Below are 15950 nucleotides of genomic sequence, written 5' to 3'. Positions count from 1 at the left end.
TAGCTTGGCTGTTAGAACTCAATCTGTACGAGTGCCCACACAGATGATTGCTTTATATTGTTAAAGAACGTTGCGATTAAAGCGTTAAACTTTATCTCGCTAGGGCTGCGCATATTACGCTTTCCTATTTTTTTGTCAACACTTAATTTTGTTAAACTTGAAAGTTTTCGAAACTAAGTTTTACTCAACTCACTGAGTAGCTCGTGCCTCGCTATGCGTTGCGCTCTGCCGTCTCAGTGGGGTCGCATTATAGGGAGATCCGAAAACAGATCAACCCTTTTTTGAAGAAAACTTGAAATAAATGACTGTTCGAACAAAATTACAACTAAACGCTCATTTTAACCACTAAAAACTGTGGTAAAGATCGGTTTAACTAGTTTACTTTAAGTTTCCAACCACATTTTTTCTGATACTTAATCTCTTGATTTAGCTCACTTGCCATTAGTGGGTGGTTTTTTAACCAATCGCTTTCAAATTGAATAGCTAACTCTTCATTTTCAGCTGTTATCTTAAAGTTAGGCAAGACATCATCTTGGCGGCGCATAGATAAAATAACAGCAACACGTAATAGTCGAACGATATACGTTGCAACCCTACTGTGTGCGCCTAAATGATCTAAACATCCTTTTTGAAGGTCTGAACGATGGCTGTTGGCAATCGCAACGATCACTTTGTGTTCTGATTGCGAAAAACCTGGCATATCGGTATTTTCTAAAATGTAAGCGGTATGTTTGTGGTATTGCTTGTACTCTATTAATAAACCAATCTCATGAAGTTGCGCCACCGCATTTAAAAGCGGTAACCCACTTAATGCTTCTATCGGCCAATAATGATTAACTTCGCTAGCTAATTGTAAAGCTAAGCCGGATACTCGCGATGCTTGCTTTTGATCCACATGATAACGGTTCATAAAACCATCAATCGTGCGTTGACGAATGTCGTTATTATGCAGTTCCGGTAGCATGCTATATAAAACACCTTCACGAAGTGCGCCACCCGCCAATCCCATTTGTTCTATTTCTAGTGACTCAAACAGTGCAATTAAGATAGCCAGCCCAGATACAAACACTAAACGTCGCTCTTCACTTAACCCTGGCAAGTCGAGTTCAGCTATAGTCTCATAAGCAATAGATTGTTGTTTAATGGTGTATAGCTTTTCAAGGGTGAGCATTTCATTTAAATTTTGTGCCACCATAATTTCTTGAATAGCTTGTACGGTCCCTGACGCACCAGAGGCAAGTTGCCAACCAGCCGTTTTATACTCAGGCGCTATTTCATCAATAACAATACGCGCGGCTTCAATAGCAGTATTAAAGTTTGCTTCATTTAACTGGCAATCTTTAAAGTAGCGTTCAAGGTAAGTAACACACCCTATATTAAGACTTTTATAGTGACGTGCTTCAAAGCCTTGACCGATCACCACTTCAGTACTCGCACCACCAATATCAATAACTAGCTGTTTGCCCGCACATGAAGAAGTGTGCGCAACTCCTTTGTAAATAGTTCGCGCTTCTAGCTCACCACTAATAACATTAACTTTATGGCCTAATATTTTTTCAGCACGTAATTTAAAGTCGTCGGCGTTGGTTGCTAAACGAAGTGTTGCAGTGGCAACAATGGTGATGTTTTTCTTGGGAATATCTTGCAACCGCTCAGCAAACAAGGCCAAACACTCCCAGCCTCGTTGCATAGCCTCTAAGCTCAATAGATTATTATCATCAAGCCCAGCGGCGAGTCTTACTTTGCGTTTGACGCGACCTATTGTTTGCAAGCCACCCGCCACTGATTTGGCAATAAGCATATGAAAGCTATTTGAGCCCAAATCAATGACTGCATATACATTTTTTTGCGGTTTAAGTTGCCCCACCGTTCAAAAACCTCTAGTTACAAATACTATCAAACTAACGGTCGGTTAAGACCGTCCTTTTTGGTAACCATTATTTGGGCGACGTCCGTTGTTATTACTACGATTACGTGGACCGGTAGAAAAATTACGTTTTCTGTGAATAGTCGGCTTGGTCAAATCATCTAGCAATGCACTTTTATCGTAATGCGATAAAGGGATGCTGTGCTCGATGTACTCTTCAATTTCATGAAGGTTATAAGCATACTGCTCACACGCAAAGCTAATTGCATGACCCGAAGCGCCTGCACGAGCTGTACGACCAATACGGTGAACGTAATCTTCGCAATCATCAGGTAAGTCAAAGTTAAATACATGACTTACTTCTGGAATATGTAAACCACGCGCAGCAACATCGGTAGCCACTAAAAAGTCTAGCTCGCCTTTACTAAATTGCGCGAGTATTGATTGACGTTTCTTTTGGTTTACATCACCGGTGAGCATACCCACTCGATGTCCATCTGCTTTTAACCATGCATACACAGTTTCACAGCTGTGTTTGGTATTTGCAAAAACAATGGCTTTCTCAGGCCATTCTTCTTCAATCAAGGTTAACAACAGCTTAATTTTATCTTCTTGTGAAGGATGAAATAGCTCTTCTTGAATACGTTTACCCGTTTTTACATCGGGTTCTATTTGCACATGCTCTGGGTTTGTCATATGTTCAAATGCAAGCTCTTGTACACGATACGACAGTGTGGCAGAGAATAATAAGTTTAAACGTTCTGATGTATCCGGCATACGACGGAACATATAACGGATATCTTTAATAAAGCCTAAATCGAACATACGATCGGCTTCATCTAGCACGACTACCTCAATTTCATTAAGGGTGTAACAGCCTTGCTTGTACAGATCTATTAGGCGACCTGTAGTACCAATTAAAATATCAACGCCTTTTTCTAGTTGTGCACGTTGTTTTTCGTAATCTTCGCCACCATATACTAAACCTAAGTTAAGATTACAGTGCGGCGCTAAAATTTTTGCATCTTTGTGTATCTGAATCGCAAGCTCCCGAGTTGGGGCCATGATCAGGGCTCTTGGATGTTTACTAGGTGCTTTGCTAGATTGTAATAACCGGTGGCATGTGGCGGTTAAAAACGCCAACGTTTTGCCTGTACCTGTTTGTGCTTGGCCCGCAATATCGCGCCCTTCACAAATAAACGGTAGGCATTTAGCTTGAATGGGTGTGCAATATTCAAACCCACTTTCGGTTAACCCGGCAACCACTTCCGGTGCAATAGCAAAGTCTGAAAACTTTTTATCGGTCAAATGTGTCTTAGTCATAGCGTTTAAGCATAACGTTTAAACTTGCAATAAGAAACAAGAGTGTTTAAATACGCACTAAATATTTCGCCTAACTAAACCGGAGAGCGCAATGAGCGAGAAAATAATCCAAATTACCGACGATAGCTTTGAAGCTGACGTATTACAATCAGACAAACCTGTACTAGTAGACTTTTGGGCTGAATGGTGCGGACCGTGTAAAATGATCGCCCCAATTCTAAGCGAAGTTGCTGAGGAATTTGATGGCCGTGTAACGATTACTAAATTAAACATTGACCAAAACGCAGGTACTCCACCTAAATTTGGTATTCGTGGTATTCCTACACTACTACTTTTCAAAGATGGTCAAGTGGCTGCAACTAAAGTAGGCGCATTATCAAAAACACAATTAGTTGAGTTTTTAGAAAACAACATCTAAGTGTAAATTTATAAAAAAAGGGCGCTCAGCCCTTTTTTTATTATTTATTTTACAGAAGTACTGGACGCTGCAGTAATGACCTGCTAGTTTATAAAGCCAACTAATCCTTAGTTATATTCAACAAACCTCACTCAACGATCTAATAAAGCGATTTTGAGTATGACAACTGTAATAAAGAACCCACCAATATGCATTTACGCGAATTAAAAGACAAGTCTATAAAAGAGCTTGTAAACTTAGCTGAGTCCATGGGGCTCGAAAACGTAGCCCGCTTAAGAAAGCAAGACATTATTTTTGCTATTCTTAAATCCCACGCCAAAGGCGGAGAGAATATTTTCGGCGGTGGTGTATTAGAAATTTTGCAAGATGGTTTTGGCTTTTTAAGATCATCAGAAGCTTCTTACTTAGCTGGCCCAGATGATATTTATGTATCTCCAAGCCAAATTCGCCGTTTTAGTATGCGTACTGGCGACTCTATTTCAGGTCTTATTCGTCCGCCAAAAGATGGTGAGCGTTACTTTGCTTTACTTAAAGTAAACGAAGTTAATTTTGATAAACCTGAAAACTCTCGCACTAAAATACTTTTTGAAAACCTGACACCACTACATGCAAACGAACGTTTTCGTATGGAACGCGGTAACGGCAGTAAAGAAGATATTACCGCACGAGTTCTTGATTTAGCGTCACCCATTGGCCGCGGCCAACGTGGTTTATTAGTAGCACCGCCAAAAGCGGGTAAAACCATGTTGCTACAAAATATTGCGCAATCAATCACACATAACCACCCTGATGTTACATTAATGGTTTTACTTATTGATGAACGTCCGGAAGAAGTGACTGAGATGCAACGCCTAGTAAAAGGTGAAGTTATTGCATCAACATTCGATGAACCAGCATCTCGCCATGTACAGGTTGCTGAAATGGTTATCGAAAAAGCAAAGCGCTTAGTTGAGCACAAAAAAGACGTGGTGATTTTACTTGATTCAATCACACGTTTAGCACGTGCTTACAACACCGTTATTCCATCATCAGGTAAAGTATTGACCGGTGGTGTAGATGCTAATGCATTACATAAGCCTAAACGTTTCTTTGGTGCTGCACGTAACGTTGAAGAAGGCGGTAGCTTAACAATTATTGCGACTGCGCTTATTGATACCGGCTCTAAAATGGATGAAGTTATCTACGAAGAGTTTAAGGGTACGGGTAACATGGAACTACACCTTAACCGTAAAATTGCGGAAAAACGTGTATTCCCAGCTATCGACTTTAACCGTTCTGGTACGCGTCGTGAAGAATTACTTACTAAGCCTGATGAGCTCCAAAAGCTGTGGATTTTACGTAAGATAGTCCATGACATGTCAGAAATTGATGCCATGGAATTTTTAATTGATAAACTATCGATGAGTAAAACCAACGATGAGTTTTTTGATTCGATGAAACGTCAGTAATCTGAACGCTGGTGAAATAAACATTTTTAAATAAAAAAGACACCAGATGGTGTCTTTTTTATTTTTAGAGTAAATCAGCTTATCCGTATTGCTTAAGCAGTACCAGCAAGCCATTTACTAATGTTGTTAACTTTTGAGTGTTAATTTGTGACTGAAGTAATTCGTCATCTAGTGCTTTTGCCGCTAAGGCTATTTCTTTAAACTCAAACATTTGTGCCGCACCTAAAACTCGGTGGCTATCTTTTTGCAGCGATTTATAATCTCCAACTTTAAAATGCTGTTCAATTAGCTCACTTTCTGTAATCAGGCTTTGTTTAAAACTCGCTACTAAATCACTCATATCTACATGGATACTTTCTGTCGATGAATCCTCATTTGCTGAGCTTAAGTATTTAGCTAAAACAGTGTAAAAAGATTCTTTGTCTATTGGTTTTGCTAAATAATTGCTAAAACCAAGTGATAAGTAGTGGTCAATCTCGTGGCTCATGGCATTGGCCGTTAACGCTAAAATAGGCGGCTCATAGCCACATTGTTTGAGTAGTTCAAACGCAGAAATACCATCCATAACGGGCATTTGAATATCTAAAAGCACCAAATCCGGATACAGTTTTAAACTTTGCTCTACGGCTTGCTCACCATTTTCAACGGCAATCACTTCAAGTCCTAGGGAGTGTAAATAACGACTGATCAGTTTGCGGTTATCACTGTGATCCTCAGCAAGCACCACCTTACCGGATAACAACCTATGCCCTGCAGCCGATTTAGCCTGCATATCATCGTGGCAAACTTGCTCTTCAACTTGTATACAGGGCAAATAGAACGAAAACTCACTGCCCTTTTTAAACTCACTCTGCACGCTAATATAGCCACCCATCATCGCTGCCAATTGCTGCGACAAGCTCAAACCTAGTCCTGTACCGCCAAAACGTCGGCTAATGCTGTTATCTGCTTGGCTAAAGCATTCAAAAATAAGCTTAAGCTGTGAGGAGCTCATGCCAATTCCGGTATCTTGAATACAAAAGAGCAGCCCTTGATCCGTTTTGCTAACAGCAATTGTTACGTGCCCCTTATGAGTAAACTTAATGGCATTGGCGCATAAATTAATAAGTATTTGTTTTACTCGAGTTAAATCTAGCCGCGTAAAATAGGTATCACCTAACTGACTCTCTAATATCAGTGACAAGCCTTTCGCTTTAGTTTGTGGAGAAAACATAGCGTGAATATCGTTGATAAGCTTCACTACATCAAAACAACTAATATTAAGTTCTAACCGGTTTGCCTCTATCTTACTTAAGTCCAACACATCATTAATCAAGCTTTTTAAATGCTCACTTTGTCGTTGTATTACCCTAAGCTCATCTTGTAATTGCTCAGCCTTGTACTGGCCACTAATAAGATCGTCAGTTTGCGCCAAAATAGCGGTTAATGGCGTTCTAATTTCATGGCTTATATTCGCTAAAAACTGGCTTTTAACCTCGTTAGCTTCACGCAGTTCTTGCGCCACACTTTGCAGCTCTTTGGTGCGCTGTTCAACTTGCTCACTCAGCTTTAACTTCGCTTGTTTTTCTGTTCGGCGTTTATAAACAGCAATTACCGTAATTAAAATTAATATGGCAACAATCACCAACAAAAACGTTAACTGTGAACGTTTAGCTATTTGCAATTCTTGTAAGTATTGTTGTTGTTTTAATTGTTTAATTTCTTGGTTTAGCTGATTCGATTCAAACTGGATTTGAAATTGACTGACCGCTTTTGAGGCTTCTTCGGTATTAACACTGCGCTGATAATCAACATACTGTTGATGCAAACTTAACGCTTTTTCATAATCCCCTAAGCTAGCATGGATAAGCGCTTCAACCCCCAAACCGTCTTTTATGCGCATGCCATTATTGTACTCTTTGGCAAGCGTAATTGAACGCTCTGAGGTTTCTTTGGCATTTTCTGTATTGCCTTGCACAAATTGAACAGTCGATAACACGTGTAAGGCAGCCGCTAGTAACGACTTATTATCAGCCTCAAGTGCAAACTGTTGCCCTGCATTAGCATGATATAACGCGACATCAAATTTATTTAATTTAAGATTAATTGTGGCTAAATTGGTGTGCTTAGTCGAAAGCTGAAAGGCGTTATTAACACTTTGATAGTAGCGCAAAGCTAATTGGTTGTAATGCAACGCTAACTGGTACTGCCTCGATTCAGTGTACGCCACACCCATGTTACCGTATACCTGTGCAACGCCATCGTCATCACCAAGCTCTTGAAAAACTTTTAAAACCTCACGATACATCTCAAGCGCGGACTCATACCGAGAGAGACGAATATAAATACCGGCGATATTATGTAATATATCGGCTTTATCTTGTGCGCTCCCCTCTTTTTCATAAATGACTTTGGCCTGCTGATAATAATCGAGGGCTAGCTCCATGTTATACATATCAAAGTAAGCGAGCCCAATATTACTGAGTAAGTTAGCCTGTTTAATCGGGCTTTTAAGGGTAATGGCAATGTTTAACGCGCGATTATAATCAACGACCGCTTGTTGCACTAACCCTTGATAATAAAGCACCACGCCTTGCATTTTAATTGCACGAAAATAAAGTTTTGGCTGTTCTTTAAGGGTGTTATTCGCCTCTAGTAATTTAAAATACTTTAGTGCATTAGCTAAATCACTCTGTGTAAACGCCAGCTCCGCTAAGTCACTGTAAATGGTCACGCGTTGTAAATTTGGAAGATCAGGGTTAGCTAATATGTCTGTTGCAAGGCGGTGCTTTTTAGTCCATGTTTGCTCAAGATCGAACTGCTCAAACAAACTTGTCTGCTCATTGGATAAAGCGTCGTTTGATGCACCACTCAGTACAACCAAAAGACCAATAAAGCAGATGCGCTTTAACCGAGTCAGCATAAAAATATCCTTTAATCCTTGCTAGCCATAATAAAATGACACCCAAACAATATGTAAACATCTAATTTAGACCAATATAAAACAGGCATTCACGCCCACTCCTTGGGGTTTAATGTTACTTAGGTGTATGATAATTTGTTCAAGATACACCAATTAATAGATTGTAAACAATGCTTAACCCACTGATAGATGAGATTTTTGAACTATTAATCAATAATAAAGTGTGGATGGTTCATACTTTAGCATCGGAACTAAAAGAACGTGGGTTACTTGATACCTTAGCAGCTGATCCTGGGCGTGATTTATTTAAACGTAATTTTTTAATTATGAATGCACTTTATCAGCTACAGCAGCAAGTTATGCCAAAACAGCAGCTACTGATTAAAAGTTTACACATTGAGCTGGTAAGCGACCCTCGCCAAAACCAACTTCACCCAAACGATCCGCTGCGTGACTACTACTTAAACTGGCAAAACTTTGAAACATCAACAGCAGAAATTAACGCATTATTAGATAGCTTTTGGCAACGTTTCAGTAAGCCTAAACAACATGAAGCGCCTTTAAGTGCTCAGCAACATCAGCAATTAATCGCTCGCTGGCAATTAGTACAACCAATTACATTAAAAACATTACAAAAGCGTTGGCGACAACTAGCCGTTCAGCATCATCCAGACAAACAAGGGGGTGATAATGAAGTGTTTAAACAATTAAAAATGGAATATGAGCAACTCAAGGCGAGCTGCTCATCTTAAAACGTAAAACTAGCGCGTCAGGCGACGAGCACGGATTTTACGCCCTTTAATATTGCCTTCGGTTAATTTACGTAACGCGGGTTTAGATGAGTTACGCTCTACCGCGACAAAAGCCACGTTATCAAGTACATTAATTTTACCCACTTGGCGCCCTGCTATACCATCTTTACCTGTTAATGCCCCTAAAATGTCACCGGCACGCACTTTTTGTTTTTTGCCTGCATCAATCATCAAAGTCACCATTTCTGGCTTGTAAGGAGGCTTATCAAGTAGGTTATATGATGGCATTGGCTCAGGGGTAAAATCACGCTCATAGTGGTCACCAATTTGCGCTACTTTAAATTGCTCAGCATCACCGTAAATAGAACACGCAATGCCTTTTTTGCCCGCTCGCCCGGTACGCCCTACGCGGTGAACATGCGTTTGTGGATCATGCGCTAAGTGATAGTTAATTACCATGTCCATATCATCAATATCTAAGCCCCGTGCTGCTACATCGGTTGCCACTAAAATAGACGCACTCTTATTGGCAAAATGAATCAGTGTACGCTCACGGTCACGCTGCTCTAAATCGCCATGCAATGCAACGGCGCTGAAGCCTTCATCGGCTAAATCATCACATACTTGCTGTGTTTCTACCTTGGTATTACAAAACACCACACAACTTTGTGGGGTAAATTTAAGTAATAGTAATTTAAGGGTTGGATAACGTTGCTTATTATTATCCATTTTATAGAAGTATTGCTTGATAGTGCTTTTTTCTTGCTGCTCTTCTACTTTAATCATTTCAGGGTTGCTCAGAACACGCTTTGCAATGGCTTCTATTGATTTTGGAAAAGTCGCGCTAAATAACAATGTTTGACGATTTGTTGGAATACACTCAATTATGGCATCGAGGGTGTCTTGAAAACCCATATCAAGCATTTGGTCAGCTTCATCAAGTACCAGCGTTTCAACATCATCTAAGCGCAATGTACCTTTACGAATATGGTCGTCAACTCGCCCTGGTGTACCTACAATAATATGCGCACCATGTTCAAGTGAGCCAATTTGAGGACCAATTGATACCCCGCCACACAAAGTTAAAATTTTAATATTATGAATACCGCGTGCTAATTTGCGCATTTCAACCGCTACCTGCTCTGCAAGCTCACGGGTTGGGCACAGCACTAACGACTGAATACGAAAGCGTTTAACATTCAGCTTGGCTAAAACGCCTAAACTAAATGCCGCTGTTTTACCTGAGCCTGTTTTGGCTTGAGCAATAATATCTTTGCCATTTAAAACGGGTGGTAGGCTTTGCGCCTGTACAGGCGTCATTTGGGTGTAGCCGAGCGTTGATAAATTATCAACTAACCCTGAAGGTAAGGCCAACGATGAAAAAGCAGTTGCAGTCACAGTAAATTCCATAGCAAAAAAATAACTTGAGAAAAGTCTCAATAAATATGCGGCTAATAATAGCAGATTTAACAATTAGCAACCATTAACAACGCACGATAAAAAGTGCAAATAAAGATATTGCAAATGATAGTTATTTTTATTAAGATCCGCAGCGTTTTACTATTCTAATAACTCTAAGCCGGAAGCTACTAATGAAACTTAACCCACTTTTTATCGCACTTTTAGCCAGTACCTCTGCAAATGTATTCGCCAACACCGCAAATATAGAGCGCATTGAAGTAAAAGGCAGTTACTTCAACGACTACAAAGTAGATAATGCCAGTGGGCCAATGAGAACCTCAACCTCATTACTCGATACCGCACAATCAGTCACTGTTATTACAGATACAATTGTAAATGAGCAACTAGCAACCACCTTAGGTGAAGTACTAAGTAACGATGCGAGTTTAACGCCAGGATCTAAGCAACGTAATCGTGAAGTATTTAACTTACGTGGTTTTGAGTTAAGTTCATCAACCGGCTACCTGCGTGATGGCCACCAGCATTGGTCGCACTATCAACAACCCATTGAAATTTTAGAGCAAGTTGAAGTAATTAAAGGACCATCGAGTATTTTGTACGGCCAATCGGGCCCTGGCGGCTTAGTAAATATGGTGACCAAAAAGCCAACCGCACAAACGTTATTTAATGCCAGTGCCGATGTCGATCAACATGGCTCAACTCGCTTTATGCTTGATGCTGGCGGCGCATTGACTGAAGCTGAAGATTTACGTGCCCGTGGCGTATTAGTAAAACAAGACGTTGAATACTGGCGTGAGTATCAAAACGGTGATAACCGCGAACGCGATCGTTTTTTAGGTGCATTAGTGGTTGATTACGATATTAGCGATAACGCCTTAGTACGTGTTCACTATGACCGTACTGATGACGAAGCAGGTCTAGATACGGGTGCTTGGATCGATAATGATGCCAATATCATTGGTAACGATAAAACAATTCGTGACATGTCTTGGGCCTTTACCGACATCACCGTTGAAAACATGGGCATTGATTTTAAGGTGTTTTTAACCGACAACTGGCACGTAAATTTAGGCTACAACGAGCAAACATTTGAACGCCAACGCTTTGAGTCAGCACCACGTAAGCCAAGTGACTTTATCGAAGGCGATAGCTATCAGTCACGCCCTTACGATCGCTTTGATGATTGGCAGTTTAAAACTGCTTTTATCGACTTTATTGGCGAATTTGAAACCGTGGGTGTGCATCATCAATTACTTGTAGGCGTTAACTCACTGGATTATTACTACGGCCAATTACGAACCTCTGCTGATGCAATTAATTTTACTGCGGGTCAAAATGAGCCTAATCGCCCTAATATAAGTTACAAATCAGATGATACTATTAGCTCATCTGCCTACGACTACTTCGGGATTTATATTCAAGATTTGATTTCGTTCTCGCCTAAATGGCAACTATCACTAGGTGGTCGTTACGATAAACAAAGTAAAGAAAACAGCAATAACGAATCGTTCGTACCTAAGGTCGGCGTACTTTACCATCCAAATGCCTCAGCAACCGTATATGCAAGTTACTCGGAAGGGTTTGAGCCGCAAAACGAAACATTAGAAAATGAAAATGATGTTAATAATGGCATGAAACTCGATGCCATTACCTCTGAGCAACGAGAAGTTGGGGTTAAATGGCAACTATTTGATGACCGATTAATGCTCAGCGGCGCCTTATTTGATATTAGCAAAACAGGCACCTTAGTGAGCGAAGATCTGATTAACCCTATTGGTGATATAACCAGCATCACTACGCAAGCAGGTGAGCAACGCCATAAAGGCTTTGAGCTTTCTGCTCAAGGTGCTGCTACCGACCGTTTATTTGTTATGGCATCAACCATGTATTTAGATGCCAACTATGAACGAGATGAAGAATTAGAAGGTAAGCGCCCTACCGATGCACCAAAGTGGTCTGCCTCACTTTGGACCCGTTATGAACTCAATGACGCCATCGCTTTTAATGCCGGCGCTTTTTATGAAGGTGAACGTTTTGCCGATAATGCCAATACTGTAACAAAACAGGGATATACCCGTGTTGATGTTGGCGCAACCTACGCACTTAAGGTAAGTAATACAGATATTAACCTGCGTTTAAACATTGAGAACTTATTCGATAAAAACTACCTAGCCGGTGGTGGATTAAATAACGTGACGGTAGGTGAAGGCACAAACGTGCGTTTAGCAGCGCAATTTAGCTTTTAAATACAAACTTTAAAAATCCATAGCCCACCTTAATTTGAGGTGGGCTTTTTTTGAACTGACTTTTGAACCCACTGAATAGCCTACTCATCTCATCTATTTTTTATCCTCTTTGTTACATGCTTTAATGGTGTTAATCATTACAAAGGCTCTCTGAATATGAAACAATTGCTCACAGCACTCCTATTTACCACCAGCATGACGGTAAGCGCCAACAACAGTGAATTCACTGCAAAACAGCTACAACAAGTAGATGAGGTGCGCACCACCGCCCTTAAAAGTGATTTAAGCTATCAATTACTAGAATTACTCACCACTGAAATAGGCCCGCGCCTACCAGGCACCGAAAACGATAAGAAAGCCGTTGCTTGGGCAAAAGCAAAGTTTGATGAATTGGGTTTTGATAAAGTCTGGTTAGAAGAAGCAACCTTCCCTGAATGGCGTCGCTATAGCGAAAGCGGAAAAATACTCACTCCAAGCGAGCAACCTCTGCATTTAACAGCACTGGGTAACAGCATTAGTACACCCAAAGAGGGGATCAGCGCACCTGTCGTCTTATTCGAAACCCTTGACGAATTAAAAGCTGCACCGGCGAATAGCTTAAAAGGTAAAATTGCTTATATTAATTACCGTATGAACCGTGATATTGACGGCAATGGTTATGGCCCCGCGGTAAAAGCCCGTGCTACCGGAGCAATTGAAGCGGCTAAAAAAGGCGCTGTTGCCTATATGATGCGCTCAGTTAGCACTGGCCACCATCGCTTTGCACATACCGGCGGTAGCTATTATAAAGAAGGGGTAACTAAAATACCTAACGTGACTATTGCCAATCCTGATGCTGACCAAATAGCACGATTAGTCGCATTAAACAAAGACGTGTCGGTTAATATTAATGTACAAACCGAAAACCTAGGCGAGGGCACTGGTTATAACGTCATTGGCCAATTTAATGGTACTGAAAACCCTGAGCAATATGTACTTATTGGTGGACACTTAGATTCGTGGGATTTAGGTACTGGCGCTCTGGATGATGGCGCTGGCGTTGCCTTAACCATGGCAGCAGCAAAGCATATTAGTGATGTAAAACGTCCTAAGCGCAGTATTCGCGTTGTGCTTTTTGCAGCTGAAGAACTCGGCCTTTGGGGCGCAAAAGCGTATTTTGCAAAGCATAAAAATGAGCTTAATAACATTGTAGCTGCTGCAGAGTCTGACTTTGGTGCTGATGTAGTTTATGGCTTTGAATCAAATGTAAACGCAGCTTCACTGCCAGTAGTGCGCGCGATTGCCAAAGAGCTTGCGCCATTAAATATTGAATACATTGGCCAAAATGAAGCTAGAGGCGGACCCGATCTCATCCCATTTAAAAATGCAGTTTCTGCACCTATTTTTGAACTGGCACAAGATGGTACTGACTACTTTGATTACCACCATACAGCGGATGACACCCTTGATAAAGTGACACCCGCTAAACTTCGTCAAAACACCGCTGCTTATGCTGTATTTGCGTTAATGGCCGCCGACGCTAAAACGACCATTAAACCAAAAGCACGCACTAAAGAGTAACTGACATAATTACTTACAGTTTGCTGCTTTAACTAATACGCTCATTGTTTTAACTTAAAGAGAATTAAAACAGGGAGCGTATTTTCATGCTGCTTTTCAATACCAGTCAGTCTTTTCCTCATTTTACACAAGTACAGTGCTGCCCTAATTGCAAAAGTAACAGCTATCACTTAGTTAACCAAAGCCGCTTTTTGCGCTTTACTATTCTTCCTATATTTCCGATAAAGTTGAGCTATAAACGCGAGTGCTATCAATGTGGACATTGTGAGCCTACAAGCATTAAAAATTTACCCCTGTTCGAAAAGCTAAGCCTACCCAAATACTGTATTGGGTTAGTTTTATTGCTGTGGGTATTGTTATTTTTTTACCAAAAACACCTTAATGCTGAGGCGCTAAAACAAAGTTATTTAACCAACCCCAAAGCCTACGATACCTATTTAGTAAAGGCCGATAAATTCACTCATGAACCGTGGACACTGACTAATTTAAAAGTAGCGCAAGTGCTGAGCTTTGATCAGCAATTTATAACGTTTCAGGTGAGTAATTACAGCTATAAGCGCAGCAGCGCTATAACCACAGCAATGCGTGCCAGTTTATTAGTGCAAAGAGATTACTTTTCGTCTAAAACCATCACCCTACCTCGTAATGAAATAAAACGCTTATACAAGGATGACATCATATTCGACGTGCTGCGCCCCTATGCAAATAGTTTATATGGTGGATTTGTGATGTTTCCGCCACAGCCAAAACCTTTATATAAAGGAGTAAAGCTCGATAAAAATAATCAACAAGGAATTATGTACCACAAAGATGGGCAATACGATGAAGCGCTAGAAAGCTTTACTCTTGCAGCGCAAACAGGTTCTCAATGGGGGCAACTAAATCTGGCGCAAATGTATCGCGACGGGCAAGGCACAGAGAAAAACGCCCCACAAGCTATTTATTGGTATAAAAAAGCCATTGCTCAAGGTAATAGCAAAGCTAAACACGAACTTGAGCAATTATGTAAAAGTGCACAATGTGAATAATGTAAAGTAGCGCGATTACGCCGCGCTACTATGGGTTTTAAAGAGCTTAGTATAGGTTACATGCATAATAACAATAACCAACCCCGCAACCACACCAAGTAAGCCATCAAATACTAAAGGGGCTAGCATCTCACCTACCCCACCTAAAGTTGACTGGGCGTAATGTGTGATATCAATCTGCGTATGATGCAGTAACTCAACACCATGCACTAAAATTCCACCCCCAACTAAAAACATGGCGATTGTACCTGCAAAGGCTAAAAACTGCATAAGTCGGGGAGCTGCTGCAAGTAGGCCTTTACCCAGTAATTCTTTAAATTTATTTGCAGAGAGTTTTGATTGGTTAAGTAAATACAATCCAGCATCATCAAGTTTTACAATTCCAGCTACCAGTCCATAAACACCAATTGTCATGATGATGGCAATAACACTTAGCACCAGTGCTTGATTCATTAACGTAGCCCCAGCCACAGTCCCTAAGGTAATTACAATAATTTCAGCAGACAGAATAAAGTCAGTACGAATAGCGCCTTTTACTTTTTGCTTTTCATATTCAACTAAATCTAACTTTTCATCATCATCTATCGTTTCCTCATGGTGAGGTAAAAAGCGAGCAAATACTTTTTCAGCGCCTTCAAAACATAAAAATAAACCACCCATCATTAAAAGTGGCGTAATTAGCCAAGGCAACCACACACTAATTAATAACGCAGCCGGGACTAATATCGCTTTATTTAAAAACGACCCTTTTGCTACCGCCCATACTACCGGCAGCTCTCTATCGGCAGTGACCCCTGTAACTTGCTGCGCATTGAGCGCCAAGTCATCTCCTAGTACGCCTGCCGTTTTTTTAGTCGCGACTTTACTCATGGTCGCAATATCATCAAGTAAGGTCGTTATATCATCAAGTAATGTTAAGAGGTTAGTGCCAGCCATGATATTCCCTAGCTAAAAATAAGAGCTTAAACATAACGTAAAGCCTTA

Annotated in this window: 11 protein-coding genes; 6 read left to right on the top strand and 5 right to left on the bottom strand. The window is 40.7% G+C overall.

Annotated features, from left to right (window positions below):
• Positions 1–373 precede the first annotated feature (373 nt).
• Positions 374–1867 (bottom strand): guanosine-5'-triphosphate,3'-diphosphate diphosphatase, encoded by a 1494-nt coding sequence (gene gppA, locus QMA00_RS07800; protein WP_076922616.1) that lies wholly within the window; start codon positions 1865–1867, stop codon positions 374–376.
• A 45-nt stretch (positions 1868–1912) separates the two neighbouring features.
• Positions 1913–3190 carry an ATP-dependent RNA helicase RhlB gene (gene rhlB / locus QMA00_RS07795; protein ID WP_010392673.1) on the bottom strand — a complete coding sequence of 426 codons (1278 nt, stop codon included), beginning with the start codon at positions 3188–3190 and terminating at the stop codon, positions 1913–1915.
• 91 nt (positions 3191–3281) lie between these two features.
• On the opposite strand from rhlB, the gene trxA reads away from it, so the two are divergent.
• The gene (trxA, locus tag QMA00_RS07790; protein ID WP_013463750.1) at positions 3282–3608 is read left to right on the top strand and encodes a thioredoxin TrxA; all 327 of its coding nucleotides are present in this window, start codon (positions 3282–3284) and stop codon (positions 3606–3608) included.
• Positions 3609–3796: 188 nt separating this feature from the next.
• Complete coding sequence (gene rho / locus QMA00_RS07785) at positions 3797–5056, top strand: transcription termination factor Rho (RefSeq protein ID WP_013463749.1); 1260 nt, start codon at positions 3797–3799, stop codon at positions 5054–5056.
• 79 nt (positions 5057–5135) lie between these two features.
• On the opposite strand, the gene QMA00_RS07780 is transcribed toward rho, so the two are convergent.
• A complete protein-coding gene (locus QMA00_RS07780) occupies positions 5136–7958 on the bottom strand; it encodes a tetratricopeptide repeat protein (protein WP_076922615.1) in 2823 nt (940 codons plus the stop codon).
• Between the two features lie 170 nt (positions 7959–8128).
• On the opposite strand from QMA00_RS07780, the gene QMA00_RS07775 reads away from it, so the two are divergent.
• Positions 8129–8710, top strand: coding sequence for a DNA-J related domain-containing protein (locus tag QMA00_RS07775; RefSeq protein WP_024601995.1), 582 nt, complete (start codon positions 8129–8131; stop codon positions 8708–8710).
• 9 nt (positions 8711–8719) lie between these two features.
• Here QMA00_RS07775 and dbpA read toward each other — a convergent pair whose 3' ends face one another.
• Positions 8720–10108: an ATP-dependent RNA helicase DbpA gene (gene dbpA / locus QMA00_RS07770; protein WP_076922614.1), complete on the bottom strand. Its 1389-nt coding sequence runs from the start codon at positions 10106–10108 to the stop codon at positions 8720–8722.
• A gap of 194 nt (positions 10109–10302) precedes the next feature.
• Here dbpA and QMA00_RS07765 point away from each other — a divergent pair, with 194 nt between their 5' ends.
• The 3 genes from QMA00_RS07765 to QMA00_RS07755 all read left to right on the top strand — a co-directional run bounded on the left by QMA00_RS07765 (position 10303) and on the right by QMA00_RS07755 (position 14966).
• Positions 10303–12378, top strand: a complete 2076-nt coding sequence (locus tag QMA00_RS07765; protein ID WP_076922613.1) for a TonB-dependent receptor — start codon at positions 10303–10305, stop codon at positions 12376–12378.
• Positions 12379–12534: 156 nt separating this feature from the next.
• Positions 12535–13938, top strand: coding sequence for a M20/M25/M40 family metallo-hydrolase (locus tag QMA00_RS07760; protein WP_076922612.1), 1404 nt, complete (start codon positions 12535–12537; stop codon positions 13936–13938).
• Positions 13939–14024: 86 nt separating this feature from the next.
• The gene (locus tag QMA00_RS07755; protein ID WP_076922611.1) at positions 14025–14966 is read left to right on the top strand and encodes a tetratricopeptide repeat protein; all 942 of its coding nucleotides are present in this window, start codon (positions 14025–14027) and stop codon (positions 14964–14966) included.
• Positions 14967–14981: 15 nt separating this feature from the next.
• Here the strand turns inward: QMA00_RS07755 and QMA00_RS07750 are convergent, their stop codons facing one another.
• Positions 14982–15902 carry a DUF808 domain-containing protein gene (locus QMA00_RS07750; RefSeq protein WP_076922610.1) on the bottom strand — a complete coding sequence of 307 codons (921 nt, stop codon included), beginning with the start codon at positions 15900–15902 and terminating at the stop codon, positions 14982–14984.
• Positions 15903–15950: the final 48 nt, after the last annotated feature.

This window comes from Pseudoalteromonas sp. APC 3694 (assembly GCF_030407565.1).
GTDB classification, from domain to species: domain Bacteria; phylum Pseudomonadota; class Gammaproteobacteria; order Enterobacterales; family Alteromonadaceae; genus Pseudoalteromonas; species Pseudoalteromonas tetraodonis.
Note: the sequence above shows the minus strand (reverse complement) of the source record. Positions and strands in the feature narration are given on the sequence as shown.